This is a genomic window from Serratia sp. EC4 (assembly GCF_059652115.1).
On record NZ_JBNIDE010000018.1, the window covers coordinates 8,923 to 25,528 of the forward strand.

Sequence of the window (16,606 nt, forward strand, 5' to 3'; positions counted from 1 at the left end):
GGTAACACTATGGATAAGAAATCTGCTCGTATCCGTCGTGCGACCCGCGCACGCCGCAAGCTCCAAGAGCTGGGTGCAACCCGCCTGGTGGTACATCGTACCCCGCGTCACATTTACGCACAGGTGATTGCTCCAAACGGTTCTGAAGTACTGGTAGCCGCTTCTACTTTAGAAAAAGCTATCGCGGAGCAACTGAAGTATTCCGGTAACAAAGACGCAGCAGCAGCCGTAGGTAAAGCTCTGGCTGAGCGCGCGTTGGAAAAAGGGATTGCGAAAGTATCCTTTGACCGTTCCGGTTTCCAATATCATGGTCGAGTCCAGGCACTGGCAGATGCTGCCCGTGAAGCTGGCCTTCAGTTCTAAGGAAGAGGTTTAAGATGGCTCACATCGAAAAACAAGCTGGCGAACTGCAGGAAAAGCTGATCGCGGTAAACCGCGTATCTAAAACCGTAAAAGGTGGCCGTATTTTCAGCTTTACCGCACTGACTGTAGTTGGTGATGGTAACGGTCGCGTTGGTTTTGGCTACGGCAAAGCACGCGAAGTTCCAGCAGCGATCCAGAAAGCGATGGAAAAAGCCCGTCGCAACATGATGAACGTCGCGCTGAACAGCGGCACCCTGCAGCACCCTGTTAAGGGCGCTCACACGGGTTCTCGCGTGTTCATGCAGCCTGCTCATGAAGGTACCGGTATCATCGCGGGCGGTGCAATGCGCGCCGTTCTCGAAGTTGCTGGGGTGCACAACGTATTGGCTAAAGCTTATGGTTCCACCAACCCGATCAACGTGGTTCGTGCAACTATCGACGCTCTGGCGAATATGAAGTCTCCTGAAATGGTCGCTGCTAAGCGTGGTAAATCCGTTGCCGACATTCTGGGGTAATTGACCATGGCTAAGACTATTAAAGTTACACAAACTCGCAGCTCAATTGGCCGTCTGCCGAAGCATAAAGCTACTCTGCTCGGTCTGGGTCTGCGTCGTATTGGTCACACCGTAGAGCGCGAGGATACTCCTGCTGTTCGCGGTATGGTCAACCTGGTTTCCTACATGGTTAAAGTTGAGGAGTAACAGATGCGTTTAAATACTCTGTCTCCGGCTGAAGGTGCCAAGCATGCGCCTAAGCGTGTAGGTCGTGGTATTGGTTCTGGCCTGGGTAAAACCGGCGGCCGTGGTCACAAAGGTCAGAAGTCTCGTTCTGGCGGTGGCGTACGTCGTGGTTTCGAAGGTGGTCAGATGCCTCTGTACCGTCGTCTGCCGAAATTCGGCTTCACTTCACGCAAAGCGATGATCACGGCAGAAGTTCGTCTGTCTGAACTGGCTCTGGTTGAAGGCGATGTTATCGACCTGAACGCGCTGAAAGCCGCTAACGTAGTTGGTGTCCAGATCGAATTCGCGAAAGTTGTACTTTCTGGCGAAGTCGCTCGTCCGGTAACCCTGCGTGGTCTGCGTGTCACCAAAGGCGCTCGTGCTGCTATCGAGGCTGCTGGCGGTAAAATTGAGGAATAAGTAGCAGATGGCTAAGCAACCAGGATTAGATTTTCAAAGTGCTAAAGGCGGGCTCGGCGAGCTGAAGCGCAGACTTTTGTTTGTCATCGGCGCGCTGATTGTCTTCCGCATCGGCTCTTTCATTCCGATTCCTGGTATCGATGCCACTGTGCTTGCCAAATTGCTTGAGCAGCAGAGAGGCACTATCATTGAAATGTTTAACATGTTCTCTGGTGGTGCCCTCAGCCGTGCTTCTATCTTTGCTCTGGGGATCATGCCGTATATCTCGGCGTCGATCATTATCCAGCTGCTGACGGTGGTTCATCCAGCGTTGGCGGAAATCAAGAAAGAAGGGGAGGCTGGCCGTCGCAAGATTAGCCAGTACACCCGCTACGGTACGCTGGTATTGGCCATATTCCAGTCGATCGGTATTGCTACCGGTCTGCCGAATATGCCTGGTATGCAGGGCCTGGTGTTAAACCCAGGCTTTGCATTCTACTTTACTGCGGTTGTGAGCCTGGTAACCGGGACAATGTTCCTGATGTGGCTGGGTGAGCAGATTACTGAGCGCGGTATCGGCAACGGTATCTCGATCATTATCTTCGCGGGTATTGTAGCGGGGCTCCCGCCGGCAGTGGCCCATACTATCGAGCAAGCGCGGCAAGGCGACCTGCACTTCCTCCTGCTGCTGTTGGTTGCAGTATTGGTGTTTGCAGTAACCTTCTTCGTTGTTTTCATCGAGCGTGGTCAACGTCGTATCGTCGTTAACTATGCGAAGCGTCAACAAGGTCGTCGTGTTTATGCAGCACAGAGTACACACTTACCGTTGAAAGTGAACATGGCGGGTGTTATCCCGGCGATTTTCGCTTCCAGCATTATTCTGTTCCCGGCCACGATTGCATCATGGTTTGGGGGCGGTACCGGTTGGAACTGGCTGACTACGATTTCGCTGTATTTGCAGCCAGGGCAACCGCTTTATGTGTTACTCTATGCGTCTGCAATCATCTTCTTCTGTTTCTTCTACACGGCGTTGGTCTTCAACCCGCGTGAGACAGCAGATAACCTGAAGAAGTCCGGTGCCTTCGTACCAGGAATTCGTCCGGGAGAGCAAACGGCGAAGTATATCGATAAAGTAATGACGCGTTTAACCCTGGTGGGCGCGATGTACATTACTTTCATCTGCCTGATCCCGGAGTTCATGCGTGATGCAATGAAAGTACCATTCTACTTTGGTGGTACCTCGCTACTGATCGTGGTTGTCGTCATCATGGACTTTATGGCTCAAGTGCAAACTCTGATGATGTCAAGTCAGTACGAGTCTGCATTGAAGAAAGCAAATCTGAAAGGCTATAACCGCTAGTCAGATTCGTTTGAGAAGTTACGGAGAGTAAAAATGAAAGTTCGTGCTTCCGTCAAGAAATTATGTCGTAACTGCAAAATCGTTAAGCGTAACGGTGTCGTTCGTGTGATTTGCAGCGCCGAGCCGAAGCATAAACAGCGTCAAGGCTGATTATCTCGCATATTTTTCTTGCAAAGTTGGGTTGAGCTGGCTAGATTAGCCAGCCAATCTTTTGTATGTCGCACTGCAACATTATTTGAGTATCCTGAAAACGGGCTTTTCAGAATGGTGTTGCTGTATAAAATAGTAGGAGTGCATAGTGGCCCGTATAGCAGGCATTAACATTCCTGATCATAAACATACCGTTATCGCCTTAACGTCGATCTTCGGTATCGGTAAAACCCGTTCACAGGCTATCTGTGCATCCACGGGTATTGCTGAAAATGTTAAGATCAGTGAGCTGTCTGAAGAGCAAATCGAAAAGCTTCGTGATGCAGTTGCCAAATACACCGTTGAGGGTGATTTGCGTCGTGAAATTACCCTGAGCATCAAGCGTCTTATGGACCTTGGTTGCTATCGTGGTTTGCGTCATCGTCGTGGTCTGCCGGTACGCGGTCAGCGCACCAAGACCAACGCTCGTACCCGTAAGGGTCCGCGCAAGCCGATCAAGAAATAATCGGGGTTATTGAATAATGGCAAAGGCACCTGTTCGTACACGTAAGCGTGTAAGAAAGCAAGTCTCTGACGGCGTGGCTCATATCCATGCTTCTTTCAACAACACCATCGTTACCATCACTGATCGTCAGGGTAATGCTTTGGGTTGGGCAACAGCCGGTGGTTCCGGTTTCCGTGGTTCTCGTAAGTCCACTCCGTTCGCAGCACAGGTTGCAGCAGAACGTTGTGCTGACGCAGTGAAAGAATACGGTATCAAGAACCTGGAAGTTATGGTTAAAGGACCTGGTCCTGGTCGTGAGTCTACTATCCGCGCTCTGAACGCGGCTGGTTTCCGCATCACTAACATTACTGATGTGACTCCGATCCCTCATAACGGTTGTCGTCCGCCGAAAAAGCGCCGCGTGTAACGCAGCTTTTAGGATTGTTGGAGAAAGAAAATGGCAAGATATTTGGGTCCTAAGCTCAAGCTGAGCCGTCGTGAGGGCACAGACCTGTTCCTTAAGTCTGGCGTTCGCGCGATCGATTCCAAGTGTAAAATTGAACAAGCACCTGGTCAGCACGGTGCGCGTAAACCGCGTCTGTCTGATTACGGTGTTCAGTTGCGTGAGAAGCAGAAAGTTCGTCGTATGTACGGCATTCTGGAGCGTCAATTCCGCAACTATTACAAAGAAGCAACCCGCCTGAAGGGCAACACCGGTGAAAACCTGTTGCAGCTGCTGGAAGGTCGTCTGGACAACGTTGTTTACCGTATGGGCTTCGGCGCTACTCGTGCAGAGTCACGTCAGCTGGTTAGCCACAAAGCAGTTATGGTAAACGGTCGCGTTGTTAACATCGCTTCTTATCAGGTATCTCCGAATGACGTAGTCAGCATCCGCGAGAAAGCTAAAAAGCAGTCTCGTGTTAAAGCTTCTCTGGAGCTGGCTGAGCAGCGTGAAAAGCCGACTTGGCTGGAAGTTGATGCTGCTAAGATGGAAGGCGTGTTCAAGCGTATGCCTGAACGTACCGATCTGTCTGCGGACATTAACGAACACCTGATCGTCGAGCTTTACTCCAAGTAAAGCTTAGTACCAAAGAGAGGACACAATGCAGGGTTCTGTGACAGAGTTTCTAAAACCGCGCCTGGTAGATATCGAGCAAGTCAGTTCGACGCACGCCAAGGTGACCCTTGAGCCTTTAGAGCGTGGCTTTGGCCATACTCTTGGCAACGCACTGCGCCGTATTCTGCTTTCATCTATGCCGGGTTGCGCGGTGACCGAGGTTGAGATTGATGGTGTACTGCATGAGTACAGCACCAAAGAAGGCGTACAGGAAGATATCCTGGAGATCCTGCTCAACCTGAAAGGGCTGGCGGTGAGAGTTCAAGGCAAAGACGAAGTTATTCTTACCCTGAATAAATCTGGCATTGGCCCTGTGACCGCTGCCGACATCACCCATGATGGTGATGTCGAAATCGTCAAGCCTCAGCACGTGATTTGCCACCTGACTGATGAGAACGCGGCTATCAGCATGCGTATCAAAGTTCAGCGCGGTCGCGGTTATGTGCCGGCTTCTGCCCGAATTCATTCGGAAGAAGATGAGCGCCCAATCGGTCGTCTGTTGGTTGACGCCTGCTACAGCCCTGTAGAGCGTATCGCCTACAATGTTGAAGCTGCGCGTGTAGAACAGCGTACTGACTTGGATAAGCTGGTCATCGAAATGGAGACCAATGGCACGATCGATCCTGAAGAGGCGATCCGCCGTGCGGCCACCATTCTGGCTGAACAACTTGAAGCTTTCGTTGACCTGCGTGATGTGCGTCAGCCGGAAGTTAAAGAAGAGAAACCGGAATTCGATCCGATCTTGCTGCGCCCTGTTGACGATCTGGAATTGACTGTCCGCTCTGCTAACTGCCTCAAGGCAGAAGCTATCCACTACATCGGTGATCTGGTACAGCGTACCGAGGTTGAGTTGCTGAAAACGCCAAACCTGGGTAAAAAATCTCTTACCGAGATTAAAGACGTGCTGGCCTCACGTGGTCTGTCTCTGGGCATGCGCCTGGAAAACTGGCCGCCGGCAAGCATTGCTGACGAGTAACCGGATCACAGGTTAAGGTTTTACTGAGAAGGATAAGGTCATGCGCCATCGTAAGAGTGGTCGTCAACTGAACCGTAACAGCAGCCATCGCCAGGCTATGTTCCGTAACATGGCCGGCTCTTTGGTTCGTCATGAGATCATCAAGACGACCCTGCCAAAAGCAAAAGAGCTGCGTCGCGTTGTTGAGCCGCTGATTACTCTTGCCAAGACCGACAGCGTAGCTAATCGTCGTCTGGCATTCGCCCGTACTCGTGATAACGAGATCGTGGCAAAACTGTTTAACGAGCTGGGCCCGCGTTTCGCGAGCCGTGCCGGTGGTTACACTCGCATTCTGAAGTGTGGCTTCCGCGCAGGCGACAACGCGCCGATGGCATACATCGAGCTGGTTGATCGTGCTGAGTCTCAAGCAGAAGTAGCAACTGCAGAGTAATCTGTAGACGCGTAAAAAAACCGGGCTTGCCCGGTTTTTTTACGTCCAAATCCCGCCAAATGTGCTCAATTTCCCCGCCGTGCTTAAGATCCTCGCCCCTATCCGTTATGCTAAGACTCATTCAATAGGCTCACTGAGACTGTCTGTTATGGGGTTGCTCGACCAATGGGCAGAACGTCATATCCTTGATGCCCAGGATAAAGGCGAGTTCGACAATCTGCCCGGCCAGGGCCAACCGCTGGCGCTGGACGATGACAGCGCGGTGCCTGCTGAGCTGCGCGCCGGTTACCGCCTGCTGAAAAATGCCGGTTACCTGCCGCCGGCGCTGGAAGATCGCAAAGAGGCGTTGACCGTTGCTCACTTACTGCAAGGGATCAATAGTGAGCATCCGGACTATGTCGATCTCAGCAAGCGCATGGCACTGCTGGAACATCGGTTGCGTCAGGCTGGGATGAGCACCGATTTCTTGCATGGCGAATATCAGCGCGCGCTGGACGGTAAATTCACTCGGGAGGAGAAGTAATGTTCAAGATAGGTCAGTTGGCCAAGCTTGCCGAAGTGACGCCGGATACCGTGCGTTACTATGAAAAGCAGGGCATGATGGATCACAATGTCCGCACAGAGGGCGGTTATCGACTCTACACCGAGCAGGATCTGCAGCGGCTGCGTTTTATTCGCTATGCCAAACAGTTGGGTTTTACTCTGGAAACGATCGCCGAACTGCTGTCGATCCGGGTTGATCCTGAACATCATACCTGCCAGGAGTCGAAGTCGATCGTCGATGCTCGCCTGAGCGAAGTGGAAAGCAAGTTGGCGGAGCTGACTCGCATGCGCGAATCGTTGAAACGCTTGAGCGACGCCTGCTGCGGCACTGCCCATACCAGCAACTATTGTTCTATTCTGGAAGCCTTGGAACAGGGTGCCAGCGATGATAAAGGCAAAAAAGGTTGCTGACGGCACTTTAATTTTTATATTGCCGGCAGTATTATCGGCTCGTTTTATTACCCTACCTTTTACAGGAGCATTATCATGACGAAATATCGTCACACCAAAGGTCAGATTCAAGATAACGCCATTGAGGCGCTGCTGCATGATCCGCTATTCCGTCAGCGGGTAGAAAAGAATGTGAAAGGCAAAGGCAGCTATCGGCGTAAAGAAAAACACAACAAAGGCGGTAACTGGGAGGCCAGTGGTAAACTATCAAGCGATAATTTACCACTGGCCTTCTGGTTTTAAGGCATTAAAAAAGCCACCTTCATCAGGTGGCTTTTTATTGGCATAACCAAACGCTGTCTTACAGTTTTGGCTGCTGTTGCTGGCTCAGCAAATCACGGATTTCCGTCAGCAGTTTCTCTTCTGCGGTAGGTGCCGGCGGCGCTGCGGGCGCTTCTTCCTGTTTGCGGCGCATTTTGTTCATCAATTTAATCGCCAGGAAGATGGCGAAGGCGACAATCACGAAGTCGAATACGGTTTGGATGAATGAACCGTAGTTCATTACCACCGCCGGTACGGCGCCCTGAGCTTCGCGTAACACCAGATGGAACTGTTTAAAGTCGACGCCGCCGATCAGTAAGCCCAGTGGTGGCATGATGATATCAGCCACGAAGGACGAAACAATCTTGCCGAATGCGGCACCGATAATCACACCGACGGCCAGATCGACCACGTTGCCACGCATGGCAAATTCGCGAAACTCTTTCAACATACTCATAGAACGCACCCCTTGCAGAATTAATAACTCAAGTTTAACAAAGCAATTTCCCTTTGCCACAAAAGGAGAGAAGTTTTATCTCCTCCCAAGGCAGAGAACAACCACGCGATTATAGACCATAGCCAAATAAATTCGTTCTACAAGAAGAACGGGCTCGGTTGGAACAGGCGTTCAACGTCAGGCACGAATTTCTTGTCGGTAATAAACATGATGACGTGATCGCCCTGTTCGATTTTGCTGTTGCCGTTGGCAATGATCACGTCGTCGCCACGCACGATCGCACCGATGGTCGTCCCCGGTGGCAACTTGATATCTTCGACGATGCGGCCGACCACTTTGGATGTGCTTTCATCGCCGTGTGCAATCGCCTCGATCGCTTCCGCCACGCCGCGGCGCAGCGACGAAACGCTGACGATATCCGCTTTGCGCACGTGCCCCAACAGGGCGGAGATGGTCGCCTGCTGCGGCGAAATGGCGATATCAATCACGCTGCCCTGCACCAGGTCGACATAGGCGCGGCGCTGAATCAACACCATTACCTTCTTGGCGCCCATGCGCTTAGCCAGCATGGCGGACATGATGTTGGCCTCATCGTCGTTGGTGATGGCGATGAAAACATCCACCTGCTCGACGTGCTCTTCGGCCAGCAGTTCCTGATCGGAGGCATCGCCATAGAACACGATGGTATCGTGCAGCTGCTCGGCGAGTTCGGCGGCGCGTTGCTGATTCCGCTCGATCAGTTTGACGTTGTAGTCTTTTTCCAGTTTGGCGGCCAGGCCGGCGCCGACGTTGCCGCCGCCGACGATCATGATGCGCTTATACGGTTTTTCCAGCCGCTGCAGTTCGCTCATCACCGCGCGGATGTGCTGTGAGGCGGCGACGAAGAACACTTCATCACCGGCTTCGATAATGGTCGAGCCTTGCGGACGGATCGGCCTGTCCTGGCGGAAAATAGCGGCGACGCGGGTGTCGATATGCGGCATGTGCTCGCGCATTGAAGAGAGCGCATTGCCGACCAGCGGGCCGCCGTAATAGGCTTTAACCGCGGCGATGCTGACCTTGCCTTCGGCGAAGTTAACCACCTGCAGGGCGCCAGGGTATTCAATCAGCTTGTAGATATAGTCGATGACCAGCTGCTCCGGCGAAATCAGATGGTCGATTGGCACCGCTTCCGGCAGGAACAGTTTTTCCGACTCGCGGATATATTCCGGCGCGCGGATACGGGCGATACGGTTGGGGGTGTTAAACAGAGAATAGGCGATCTGGCAGGCGATCATGTTGGTTTCGTCGGAGTTGGTGACGGCGACCAGCATGTCGGCGTCTTCTGCGCCGGCTTCGCGCAGCACCCGAGGGTGGGAACCATGTCCCTGAACCACCCGCAAATCGAATTTATCCTGTAGTTGGCGCAAGCGGCCGGAATCGGTATCGACGACGGTGATATCGTTGTTTTCACCCACCAGGTTTTCCGCCAGCGTCCCGCCAACCTGACCGGCACCAAGAATAATTATTTTCATCGTGTTCTCTGCTTCACACTGAAAGACTTAGGGCGCGCACGCACGCCCTGAAGCATTACATTTTAATCAGCTTAGCGTAAAAGAAGCCATCGCCGTCCTCGGGATGCGGGATATTCTGCCGCCCTGGCCGCTGCGCATCGCCGGTTTCAACCAGCTTGGCATCGGCGTGGCGTTGCAAGAACGCGGCGATCTGGCTGCTGTTTTCATCCGGTAGGATAGAGCAGGTGGCGTAAACCATCACGCCGCCTGATTTTAGATGCGGCCAGACGGCTTCCAGAATTTCTGCCTGCAGTGCGGCGAGTTCGGCGATGTCGCGATCGCGGCGCAGCCATTTGATGTCGGGGTGACGGCGGATCACGCCGGTGGCGGAACAAGGCGCGTCCAGCAGGATACGATCGAACTGTTTGTCCCCGCACCACTGCTGCGGAGTGCGGCCATCGCCCAATTTAACCTCTGCGTGCAAACGCAGACGCTGCAGGTTCTCTTTGACTCGCGCCAGGCGCTGTTCGTCGATATCGACCGCCATGACGTGCGCTTTCGGCGCAGCTTCCAGAATATGCGTGGTTTTGCCGCCGGGTGCGGCGCACAGGTCGAGGATCTGTTCGCCGTCTTGCGGATCCAATAGATCGACACACCCCTGGGCTGAGGCATCTTGCACGGTGACCCAGCCTTCGGCGAACCCTGGCAGATCGGTCACGGCGCAAGGCGCCAGCAAACGCACCGCATCGGCATAGTCTGAATGAGTTTCCGCGGCGATGCCGGCGTCGCTCAGCAGCTGCAGATAAGCGTCACGGGTGTGATGCAGGCGGTTGACGCGCAGCCACATCGGCGGTTTCTGGTTATTGGCGTCGACGATCTGTTCCCAGTTGGCGGGATAAGCTTGTTGAATGCGTTTCAGCAACCAGCTCGGGTGCAGATAGCGGCTGTCATTGTTAGAGGCGCGCTGCAGCAGCTCTTCCTGCTGGCGCTGGAATTGCCGCAAGACGCCGTTAATCAGGCCTTTTAACTGCGGCCGTTTCAGCGCCACCGCGCCTTCCACGGTTTCCGCCAACACGGCGTGCGCCGGGATGCGGGTATACAGCAACTGATACAGGCCGACCATCAGCAAGTAGTGTAGCGTACGCTGCTTACCGGTCAGCGGCTTGGCCATCAATTGCTGAATGCACCATTCGAGCTGCGGCAGCACGCGCAACGTGCCGAAACACAGCTCCTGCAGCAATCCGCGATCTTTGTCGCTGATGGAGGTTTGCAGCGCCGGCAGGACAGTGCTGAGCGACTGCCCCTGATCCAGCACCTGGCCGATGGCTTTGGCAGCGATGCTGCGGAGATTGTAATTATTTTTCATAGGCTGAAGCTGATAACGATCGGCATTAAGAAAATAACGGCCCGGCGATGAACGGCCGGGCAGTGGAGCGACTTACAGCCGGTTACCCGGGGTAAACCATTCACGACGTGAATTTAAAAGGTCTTGCGCCGACATCGGTTTCTTGCCGGCGGGCTGCAGTTGGATCAGGTTGAGGATACCGTCGGCAGTCGCCACCTGGATACCGTGCTTGTCGGCATGGACAACGGTGCCTGGCTCCGCGTTGGCGCTTTGCGCCAGTACGCTGGCCTGCCACACTTTCACCGGTTGATCGTCGATGGTGAAGTAGCTGACCGGCCAAGGGTTGAAGGCGCGGATGCAGCGCTCCAACTGGGCGGCGGACAGTGTCCAGTCCAGGCGGGCTTCTTCTTTGCTCAGTTTCTCGGCGTAGGTGACCAGCGCTTCGTCCTGAACTTCGCGGGTGGCGCTGCCGTCTGCCATTTGGCGCAGCGTAGTCAACATGCCCTGCGGGCCGAGCTGGGCCAGCTTGTCGTAGAGACTGGCGCTGGTATCGCTGCTCTCAATCGGGCAAGCAATCTTGTGCATCATGTCACCGGTATCGAGACCGACGTCCATCTGCATGATGGTCACGCCGGTTTCGCTGTCACCGGCCCAGAGCGAACGCTGGATCGGCGCCGCGCCGCGCCAACGAGGCAGCAGCGAGCCATGTACGTTGATGCAACCGAGACGCGGCATATCCAGCACCGCCTGCGGCAGGATCAGCCCGTAGGCCACCACCACCATCACGTCGGCGTTGAGATCGGCCACCAGGCGCTGGTTCTCTTCGGGACGCAGCGATTTGGGCTGAAATACCGGCAGTTGGTGCTGCTCGGCCAGCACTTTGACCGGGCTTGGCGTCAGCTTGTTGCCGCGGCCCGCCGGGCGGTCGGGCTGGGTAAAAACGCCGACAATCTGGTGCTCAGATGACAACAGCGCGTCAAGATGACGCGCTGCGAAGTCTGGTGTTCCGGCGAAAATAATCCGTAAAGAGTCAGACACGTTGATTTCCTGATCGGTTAGGCGCGGGCTTGAAGCTTGGCCATTTTTTCCAGTTTCTGACGAATGCGCTGACGCTTGAGCGGCGACAGGTAATCGACGAACAGTTTGCCCATCAGGTGATCCATCTCGTGCTGGATGCAGATCGCCAACAGGTCGTCCGCTTCCAGCTCGAAAGGTTTGCCGTCGCGATCCAGCGCGCGGATCTTCACCTGCGCGGCGCGCGGCACTAACGCACGCTGCTCGGGAATGGAAAGACAGCCTTCCTCGATGCCGGTTTCACCGCTTTTTTCCAGCAGCTCCGGGTTGATCAACACCAGGCGCTGATCGCGATTCTCGGAGACGTCGATCACGATAATGCGCTGATGGATATCCACCTGAGTCGCAGCCAGGCCAATGCCTTCCTCTGCGTACATGGTTTCAAACATATCATCCACGATGCGCTGGATATCTGCATTGACTTCTTTTACCGGCGCTGCGACTTTGCGCAGACGCTCGTCTGGGAAATGTAATACCTGCAAGACTGACATATATCTTTAGATCTGTATCCGAGTAATGAACGAGGTTTAACCTCTATTCTAGACATTTCCCGACCTGATTGACAGCATTGTGCACCAATTGCTCAGATTGGTAATACCACCGTTTTTGCTGAGGGAACAGACGATGCGGCCGGAAGAGATCGCTTTACGGATGCGAGGGGTAACGGGGCTACAGACCGTCGTGGCCAGCCGGATCGTGCAGCAGCTATCGCAAATGGGTTGCGAGCCTCGCCGCGTGCTGCATGAGCTGGGATTGAACGAACGGCAGCAGACGCAGTTCAACCAGTTGGATCCCGGTTATCTGTCGGCCAGCCTGCGTTGGTTGGAGCTGCCGGCGCACCGTATGCTGAACTATGGGGCGGCCGGTTATCCCGAACGCCTGGCCCAGATCGACGATGCGCCGCTATTTTTGCTGATCGAGGGCGATCCTCAGGCGTTGTCGCACCCGCAGCTCGCCATGGTTGGCAGCCGGCAGTTCAGCCACTACGGCGAGCGTTGGGCTCACCATTTCGCCGAGGAATTGGCGCGTTGCGGCTTCACCATCACCAGCGGTCTGGCTATCGGCATCGACGGCATTTGCCATCGTGCGGCGCTGGCGGCCGGAGGCTGCACGATTGCGGTGTTGGGCAGCGGGCTGGGCAATATCTATCCGCGCCGGCACCGCCGGCTCGCGGAGCAGATAGTCGAGCAGGGCGGTGCGGTGATTTCAGATCATTTAGTCACCGACTTGCCTCTGGCCGACCATTTTCCTCGCCGTAACCGTATTATCAGCGGGCTCAGCCTGGGCGTTCTGGTCATAGAGGCTTCGCTGCGCAGCGGTACCTTGGTGACGGCTCGCTATGCGTTGGAGCAGGGGCGTGAGGTGTTCGCCTTGCCTGGGCCATTGGGAAACCCGATGAGTGAGGGTACGCATTGGTTAATCCAGCAGGGTGCGCATCTGGTCACCGGGCCGAAAGATATCGCCGAATTGCTGGGAAGCGGCCTTCAATGGTTGTCACTGAACGAAAATACAACTATTTGTGCGTCGCAGGCTGAAGTTGAATTGCCATTTGCCGATGTGTTGGCTAACGTAGGAGATGAGGTGACACCTGTTGACGTCGTCGCTGAACGTGCCGGCCAACCTGTGCCAGTGGTGGTAATCAAGTTACTCGAACTGGAGTTAGCAGGGTGGATCGCAGCTGTACCCGGCGGCTATGTCCGAATAAGGAGGGCAAGCCATGTTCGACGTACTCATGTACTTGTTTGAAACTTATATCCACAATGAACCAGAGATGCGCGTCGATCAGGATCAACTGACCGATGATCTCGCTCAGGCGGGGTTTCATCGGGATGATATCTACAACGCGTTGAATTGGCTTGAGAAGTTGGCTGACCTGCAAGAAGGTCAAAATGCCCCTTACTTTATGGATGCCGATCCGCTGGCAATGCGGATCTATACCGAAGAGGAAGGTGCGCGTTTGGACGCCGGCTGCCGTGGTTTTCTCCTGTTCCTGGAACAGATTCAGGTATTGAACCTCGAAACCCGTGAAATGGTTATCGACCGCGTTATGGCTTTGGATAATGCGGAATTCGATCTCGAAGATCTGAAATGGGTCGTGTTGATGGTGCTGTTTAATATCCCCGGATATGAAAGCGCCTATCAGCAAATGGAAGAACTGTTGTTTGAAGTGAACGAAGGTTATCTGCATTGAGCCGATAACGCGCATAGAAGACGTTATGACAAAAAACGCGATTTTTGCCGCCAGGCAAAATGAACCCTGTCCGGAATGCGGGGCCGAGCTGGTGATCCGTAGCGGTCGCCACGGCCCCTTCCTCGGCTGTTCCCAGTATCCTGAATGCCAATATATTCGCCCGCTGAAAGCGCAGGCCGATGGGCATATCGTCAAAGTGTTGGATGGGCAACCGTGCCCGAAGTGTCAGGCGACGTTGGTGCTGCGCCAGGGGCGCTATGGCATGTTTATCGGCTGCAGCGATTATCCGCAGTGCGATCACACTGAAGTGATCGATAAGCCTGATGAAACCGCCATTACCTGTCCACAGTGCGGCCAAGGCAAACTGTTGCAGCGCAAGTCGCGTTACGGCAAGGTTTTCCACTCCTGCGATCGTTACCCGGAATGCCAGTTCGCTCTCAACGTTAAACCCGTCGCCGGTGAATGCGCCTATTGCCATTATCCGCTGCTGATGGAAAAGCGCACGGCAAAAGGCCCCGTCCTGTGCTGTGCCAGCAAGCTGTGCGGAAAACCCGTTGCGACTACAGAATAATCACATCATGAATTCAGAATTAAGCCCGAACCTTTTATCTATCATCGATGCTTTGCATCAACAGCAGGTGATTGCCTATCCCACCGAAGCGGTATTCGGCCTGGGTTGCGATCCCGACAGCGAACAGGCGGTCAATGCGCTGCTGGCGTTGAAACAGCGGCCGTGGGAAAAGGGGCTGATTCTGATCGCCGCCGACTATGCGCAGCTTAAGCCTTATATTGACGACAGTACGCTCAGCGAACAGCAGCGCGCGACGATGTTCGCCAGCTGGCCTGGGCCGGTAACCTGGGTGTTGCCTGCTCGCCCGGAGACGCCGCGTTTGTTGACCGGGCGTTTCAGTTCACTGGCGGTGCGCGTCAGCGATCATCCGTTGGTGCAGTTGCTGTGCCGGCAGTACGGCAAGCCGCTGGTGTCGACCAGCGCCAATCTCAGTGGGCTGGAACCGTGCCGCAGCGCGGATGAGGTCACACGGCAATTTGGCGAGGCTTTCCCGGTATTGGCCGGCAAGGTGGGCGGTCGTCTTAATCCTTCCGAAATCAGAGATGCTCTGACCGGCGAACAGATCCGTCAGGGCTAGAGGAAATGGGCATGGAGAAGTTTGCGGTATTTGGCAACCCTATCGGCCACAGCAAGTCGCCGCGAATTCATGCGCTGTTCGCTGCCCAGACTGACATAGAGCATCCTTATGGAACAGTGCTGGCGCCGCTGGACGGTTTTGAAATCAGCCTGCAGGAATTTATCCGCGCCGGAGGGCAGGGGGCGAACGTCACGGTGCCTTTCAAGGAGCGAGCTTATTCGGCCGCTTCTGAGCTGAGCGAGCGTGCAGCGATGGCCGGGGCGGTCAATACCCTGAAGGTGTTGACGAATGGTGGCCTATTGGGGGATAACACCGACGGCATCGGTTTGCTGACCGATCTGCAGCGTCAGCAATTGATCCGGCCGCAGGATCGCATTCTGCTGGTGGGCGCCGGCGGCGCGGCGCGCGGCGTGATCCTGCCGCTGCTGTCTTTCGGCTGCCGGCTCACGATCACCAACCGCACCTTCAGCCGGGCCCAAGAGTTGGCCGACGCTTTCCGGCATCTGGGGGAGATCTCGGCGGTGCCGATGGATCAATTGGGTCAACAAGCTTTTGATCTGGTGATCAATGCGACGGCATCCGGCATCAGTGGAGAGATCCCGGCGTTGCCTACGGGCGTAGTCAACGCGCAAACTCGTTGCTATGACATGTTCTATCAGCAGGGCGTCACGCCGTTCCTAGCCTGGGCGCAGCAGCAAGGGGCAACGGAATATGCCGATGGGCTGGGCATGTTGGTGGGGCAGGCGGCGCATGCTTTCCTGCTTTGGCACGGAGTGATGCCAGAGATCGAACCGGTATTACGCCAGCTGCGCAGCGAACTGGCGGCATAAATCCCCTACCCCGTTCTCTTTATAGGGAACGGGGAGCCCGTCAGATGTCTTCCGACAGGTATTCATCTTTCCAGCGTACATAGTTGTTAGAAGAATAAAGCAATCCCTCCAACTCGGCGGCGGTCAAAGGCCGAACCTGGCGTGCTGGGCTACCCATATAAAGATAGCCGCTGGCCAGGCGTTTGCCCGGCGCTACCAAACTGCCGGCGCCAATCATCACATCGTCTTCTACGACTACGCCGTCCAACAGGATCGATCCCATACCGACCAGCACCCGGTTGCCGATGGCGCAGCCGTGCAGCATCGCTTTATGGCCAACGGTCACGTCTTCTCCAATAAGCAGGGGATAACCGTCGGGATTATGTTCGGAGCGATGAGTCACATGCAGCACGCTGCCGTCCTGAATATTGCTGCGCGCGCCGATCTTTACCGCATTGACGTCACCGCGAATGGCGACCAACGGCCAGATGCTGACGTCATCCGCCAGATCGACATCACCGATCACCACGCTGGAAGGATCGATCAAGACGCGTTGACCGAGTTTGGGTGTGTATTGAAGATAAGAACGTACTGCATCAGACATGGTGCTTGCCTCACGTCGGGATCATATTTACCGGCAATACTAGACCCTGGCGATGGAATTACAACCAGTCGCCGCGCAGGATCCTGCGGAAAATGGCCCTGATCGCACAAGATCCACCCGGAAGGGCTGAAAAGTGTGCAAACGGAAGGAAAAGATCAAAAAAGGGGTTGTGCAAAAAACTCGGATCCCTATAATGCGCCTCCATCGACACGGCGCAAGTGATTCACTTCACA

The 16,606-nt window shown here is 54.8% G+C and carries 25 protein-coding genes; 19 read left to right on the forward strand and 6 right to left on the reverse strand.

All coding sequences use genetic code 11. The annotated features are described in order from the left end of the window. Positions 1-9 precede the first annotated feature (9 nt). The 14 genes from rplR (at position 10) to ACP39K_RS24210 (ending at position 7,234) form a co-directional block, all read left to right on the forward strand. Complete coding sequence (gene rplR, locus ACP39K_RS24145; protein WP_004929748.1) at positions 10-363, forward strand: 50S ribosomal protein L18; 354 nt, start codon at positions 10-12, stop codon at positions 361-363. Positions 364-377: 14 nt separating this feature from the next. After that, the gene (rpsE, locus tag ACP39K_RS24150) at positions 378-878 is read left to right on the forward strand and encodes a 30S ribosomal protein S5 (RefSeq protein WP_004929747.1); all 501 of its coding nucleotides are present in this window, start codon (positions 378-380) and stop codon (positions 876-878) included. 6 nt (positions 879-884) lie between these two features. Next, entirely contained in the window at positions 885-1,064 is a 180-nt protein-coding gene (gene rpmD, locus ACP39K_RS24155; RefSeq protein ID WP_048232028.1) for a 50S ribosomal protein L30, read from the forward strand. A 3-nt stretch (positions 1,065-1,067) separates the two neighbouring features. Next, positions 1,068-1,502, forward strand: a complete 435-nt coding sequence (gene rplO / locus ACP39K_RS24160) for a 50S ribosomal protein L15 (RefSeq protein WP_004929742.1) — start codon at positions 1,068-1,070, stop codon at positions 1,500-1,502. 7 nt (positions 1,503-1,509) lie between these two features. After that, positions 1,510-2,841, forward strand: coding sequence for a preprotein translocase subunit SecY (gene secY, locus ACP39K_RS24165; RefSeq protein WP_004929740.1), 1,332 nt, complete (start codon positions 1,510-1,512; stop codon positions 2,839-2,841). 33 nt (positions 2,842-2,874) lie between these two features. After that, the gene (rpmJ, locus tag ACP39K_RS24170; protein ID WP_002227352.1) at positions 2,875-2,991 is read left to right on the forward strand and encodes a 50S ribosomal protein L36; all 117 of its coding nucleotides are present in this window, start codon (positions 2,875-2,877) and stop codon (positions 2,989-2,991) included. A gap of 148 nt (positions 2,992-3,139) precedes the next feature. Next, positions 3,140-3,496 carry a 30S ribosomal protein S13 gene (gene rpsM / locus ACP39K_RS24175; protein ID WP_004929734.1) on the forward strand — a complete coding sequence of 119 codons (357 nt, stop codon included), beginning with the start codon at positions 3,140-3,142 and terminating at the stop codon, positions 3,494-3,496. A gap of 16 nt (positions 3,497-3,512) precedes the next feature. Next, positions 3,513-3,902, forward strand: coding sequence for a 30S ribosomal protein S11 (gene rpsK, locus ACP39K_RS24180; protein WP_004929731.1), 390 nt, complete (start codon positions 3,513-3,515; stop codon positions 3,900-3,902). Between the two features lie 30 nt (positions 3,903-3,932). Then, the gene (gene rpsD, locus ACP39K_RS24185) at positions 3,933-4,553 is read left to right on the forward strand and encodes a 30S ribosomal protein S4 (RefSeq protein ID WP_004929729.1); all 621 of its coding nucleotides are present in this window, start codon (positions 3,933-3,935) and stop codon (positions 4,551-4,553) included. Between the two features lie 25 nt (positions 4,554-4,578). Beyond that, a complete protein-coding gene (locus ACP39K_RS24190) occupies positions 4,579-5,568 on the forward strand; it encodes a DNA-directed RNA polymerase subunit alpha (RefSeq protein ID WP_002919219.1) in 990 nt (329 codons plus the stop codon). A 40-nt stretch (positions 5,569-5,608) separates the two neighbouring features. Continuing rightward, complete coding sequence (rplQ, locus tag ACP39K_RS24195; RefSeq protein ID WP_004929726.1) at positions 5,609-5,998, forward strand: 50S ribosomal protein L17; 390 nt, start codon at positions 5,609-5,611, stop codon at positions 5,996-5,998. Between the two features lie 148 nt (positions 5,999-6,146). Beyond that, positions 6,147-6,521: a DnaJ family domain-containing protein gene (locus tag ACP39K_RS24200; RefSeq protein ID WP_033639241.1), complete on the forward strand. Its 375-nt coding sequence runs from the start codon at positions 6,147-6,149 to the stop codon at positions 6,519-6,521. Beyond that, positions 6,521-6,952, forward strand: a complete 432-nt coding sequence (gene zntR / locus ACP39K_RS24205; RefSeq protein ID WP_016930321.1) for a Zn(2+)-responsive transcriptional regulator — start codon at positions 6,521-6,523, stop codon at positions 6,950-6,952. Before ACP39K_RS24200 ends, zntR begins: the two co-directional genes overlap by 1 nt. 75 nt (positions 6,953-7,027) lie before the next feature. After that, entirely contained in the window at positions 7,028-7,234 is a 207-nt protein-coding gene (locus ACP39K_RS24210; RefSeq protein ID WP_033639242.1) for an alternative ribosome-rescue factor A, read from the forward strand. A 58-nt stretch (positions 7,235-7,292) separates the two neighbouring features. Here the strand turns inward: ACP39K_RS24210 and mscL are convergent, their stop codons facing one another. The 5 genes from mscL to def all read right to left on the reverse strand — a co-directional run bounded on the left by mscL (position 7,293) and on the right by def (position 12,112). After that, positions 7,293-7,709 (reverse strand): large-conductance mechanosensitive channel protein MscL, encoded by a 417-nt coding sequence (gene mscL / locus ACP39K_RS24215; RefSeq protein WP_025304493.1) that lies wholly within the window; start codon positions 7,707-7,709, stop codon positions 7,293-7,295. Between the two features lie 137 nt (positions 7,710-7,846). Continuing rightward, positions 7,847-9,223, reverse strand: a complete 1,377-nt coding sequence (trkA, locus tag ACP39K_RS24220; RefSeq protein ID WP_004929716.1) for a Trk system potassium transporter TrkA — start codon at positions 9,221-9,223, stop codon at positions 7,847-7,849. A 55-nt stretch (positions 9,224-9,278) separates the two neighbouring features. Then, the gene (gene rsmB / locus ACP39K_RS24225) at positions 9,279-10,568 is read right to left on the reverse strand and encodes a 16S rRNA (cytosine(967)-C(5))-methyltransferase RsmB (RefSeq protein ID WP_033639243.1); all 1,290 of its coding nucleotides are present in this window, start codon (positions 10,566-10,568) and stop codon (positions 9,279-9,281) included. A gap of 72 nt (positions 10,569-10,640) precedes the next feature. Continuing rightward, the gene (fmt, locus tag ACP39K_RS24230; RefSeq protein WP_028127621.1) at positions 10,641-11,585 is read right to left on the reverse strand and encodes a methionyl-tRNA formyltransferase; all 945 of its coding nucleotides are present in this window, start codon (positions 11,583-11,585) and stop codon (positions 10,641-10,643) included. 17 nt (positions 11,586-11,602) lie between these two features. Then, entirely contained in the window at positions 11,603-12,112 is a 510-nt protein-coding gene (def, locus tag ACP39K_RS24235) for a peptide deformylase (protein ID WP_028127622.1), read from the reverse strand. Between the two features lie 133 nt (positions 12,113-12,245). On the opposite strand from def, the gene dprA reads away from it, so the two are divergent. The 5 genes from dprA to aroE are packed head-to-tail and all read left to right on the forward strand — an operon-like array spanning position 12,246 to position 15,790. Next, positions 12,246-13,367, forward strand: coding sequence for a DNA-protecting protein DprA (gene dprA / locus ACP39K_RS24240; protein ID WP_115116410.1), 1,122 nt, complete (start codon positions 12,246-12,248; stop codon positions 13,365-13,367). Next, positions 13,339-13,812 (forward strand): DUF494 family protein Smg, encoded by a 474-nt coding sequence (gene smg, locus ACP39K_RS24245; protein ID WP_025160381.1) that lies wholly within the window; start codon positions 13,339-13,341, stop codon positions 13,810-13,812. The genes dprA and smg overlap by 29 nt, the downstream gene beginning before the upstream one ends. A 25-nt stretch (positions 13,813-13,837) precedes the next feature. Then, on the forward strand, positions 13,838-14,383 hold the full coding sequence (locus ACP39K_RS24250; RefSeq protein ID WP_025304489.1) for a DNA topoisomerase family protein: 546 nt from the start codon (positions 13,838-13,840) through the stop codon (positions 14,381-14,383). A gap of 7 nt (positions 14,384-14,390) precedes the next feature. After that, entirely contained in the window at positions 14,391-14,960 is a 570-nt protein-coding gene (gene tsaC / locus ACP39K_RS24255; RefSeq protein ID WP_016930312.1) for an L-threonylcarbamoyladenylate synthase type 1 TsaC, read from the forward strand. 11 nt (positions 14,961-14,971) lie between these two features. Then, positions 14,972-15,790: a shikimate dehydrogenase gene (aroE, locus tag ACP39K_RS24260; protein WP_497008969.1), complete on the forward strand. Its 819-nt coding sequence runs from the start codon at positions 14,972-14,974 to the stop codon at positions 15,788-15,790. A gap of 40 nt (positions 15,791-15,830) precedes the next feature. Here aroE and ACP39K_RS24265 read toward each other — a convergent pair whose 3' ends face one another. Continuing rightward, complete coding sequence (locus ACP39K_RS24265) at positions 15,831-16,373, reverse strand: gamma carbonic anhydrase family protein (protein WP_004929699.1); 543 nt, start codon at positions 16,371-16,373, stop codon at positions 15,831-15,833. Between the last annotated feature and the right edge of the window lie 233 nt (positions 16,374-16,606).